Below are 1,619 nucleotides of genomic sequence, written 5' to 3'. Positions count from 1 at the left end.
TCCCTCTCCCCCCCCCCCCCGCGGCCCGCGCGCGCCGCCCCCCCCCCCCCCCCCCCCCCCCCCCCCCCCCGCCCCCCCCCCCCCCCCCCCCAGGCCGCGTCCACGCGGCCTTCGATCAGCGCCGCGATGGCGAAGGCGAAGGTCACCGCATAGCCGACATAGCCCAGGTAGAGCAGCGGCGGATGCATCGCGAGCCCGATGTCCTGCAGGATCGGGTTCAGGCCCTGGCCCTCGGGCGGCGGCGGCCACATCCGCTCGAAGGGGTTGGAGGTCTTCAGGATGAAGGCGAGGAAGCCGACCGAGATGAGGCCGAGCACGCCGAGCACCCGCGCCTTCAGCGTGGAAGGCAGGTCGCGCCCGAAGGCGGCCACGGCCAGCCCGCACAGCGCCAGGATCATCACCCAGAGGATCAGCGACCCCTCGTGGTTGCCCCAGGTGCCGGTGATCTTGAACAGCATCGGCTTCGCGCTGTGGCTGTTCTGCACGACGTTCAGCACTGTCGTGTCGTTGATCGCGTAGGAATACATCAGGCAGGCGAAGCTCGCCGCGATGGCGATGGACTGCCCGACCACGAGCGGCCCGGCGGCGGCCATCAGCCGTGCATCGCGACGTTCCGCGCCGATCAGCGGCAGCGCGGTCTGCGCCAGCGCGAGGATCAGCGCCAGCGCCAAAGCGAAATGGCCGAGTTCGGCGATCAAGAACCGGTCCTTCCGGGGATGGTGGGCTGCTGCGTGCGGGGGTTGAGCGTGTTCCAGGTGGCGGCGTCCGGCGCCGCGCCCTGCGCCGGATTCCAATGACCGGCGCGCTTCAGCGCGTCGGCGACCTCAGGCGGCATGTAGGTCTCGTCGTGCCGAGCCAGGACTTCCGAGGCGCGGAACACGCCATCCACGCCGAGCCGCCCCATGGTCACGACGCCCTGCCCCTCGCGGAACAGGTCGGGCAGCACGCCCTGGTAGACGACGGGGATCATGTTGGCGCCGTCCGTCACGCGGAAATGCACCACGGGCCGCTGGCCGGCGACCGCGGGCTCGCGCTGCACCGAGCCCGCCTCGACCAGCCCGCCGAGGCGGAAGGCGCGGTCCGGCGCCGGCCGCTCCGCGGCGATGTCGGAAGGCGATCGGAAGAACACCAGGTTGTCCTGGAAGGCGGTGAGCGTCAGCGCCGTGGCGCTGCCGAGCCCGATGCCGCAGAGGACCAGGATCCACATCCGCCGGCGCTTGCGGGTCATGTCCTGGTGCCCTCACGCGGCGGGCGGCCGCTCCGCGGCCTGGCCTGACGCGCCTCGGACAGGGTGGGCCCGGGATGGAGGGCTCGAGCCGCGCGGGGCCGCCCTTGGCGGCCCGGTGCGTTCATCACGATCACGCTTCCCGCTCCCCACGTGGATCGAGTTGCTTCAGCCGCGCCGCCGCCGCGCGCTGGCGCAGGAAGGCGCCGACGGCGAGGCCGCCGAACACCAGCGCGGTGATGCCCCAGGACAGCGTCACATGCAGCCAATGGGTACTCATGGCACGGCGTCCAGCCGGCGGGCGCGCGCCAGCTCCCGCCCCCCCCCCCCCCGCGCCCAACCCCCCCCCCGCCGGCGCCCCCCCCCCCCCCCCGCGCCCGCGGCCCCGCAACCC

The 1,619-nt window shown here is 73.9% G+C and carries 3 protein-coding genes; all 3 read right to left on the bottom strand.

What is annotated here, in order from left to right; genetic code table 11:
• Positions 1-698, bottom strand: a 698-nt coding sequence (ccsA, locus tag AC1MIR_RS11180; RefSeq protein ID WP_480028231.1) for a cytochrome c biogenesis protein CcsA, incomplete at its 3' end; no start/stop codon positions are given.
• Complete coding sequence (ccmE, locus tag AC1MIR_RS11175; RefSeq protein WP_480028230.1) at positions 695-1,228, bottom strand: cytochrome c maturation protein CcmE; 534 nt, start codon at positions 1,226-1,228, stop codon at positions 695-697. The genes ccmE and ccsA, both read right to left, overlap by 4 nt.
• Before the next feature lie 130 nt (positions 1,229-1,358).
• Positions 1,359-1,505 (bottom strand): heme exporter protein CcmD, encoded by a 147-nt coding sequence (ccmD, locus tag AC1MIR_RS11170; RefSeq protein WP_480028229.1) that lies wholly within the window; start codon positions 1,503-1,505, stop codon positions 1,359-1,361.
• Positions 1,506-1,619 lie beyond the last annotated feature (114 nt).

It is taken from the genome of Falsiroseomonas sp. RANM36, assembly GCF_056682175.1.
Note: the sequence above shows the minus strand (reverse complement) of the source record. Positions and strands in the feature narration are given on the sequence as shown.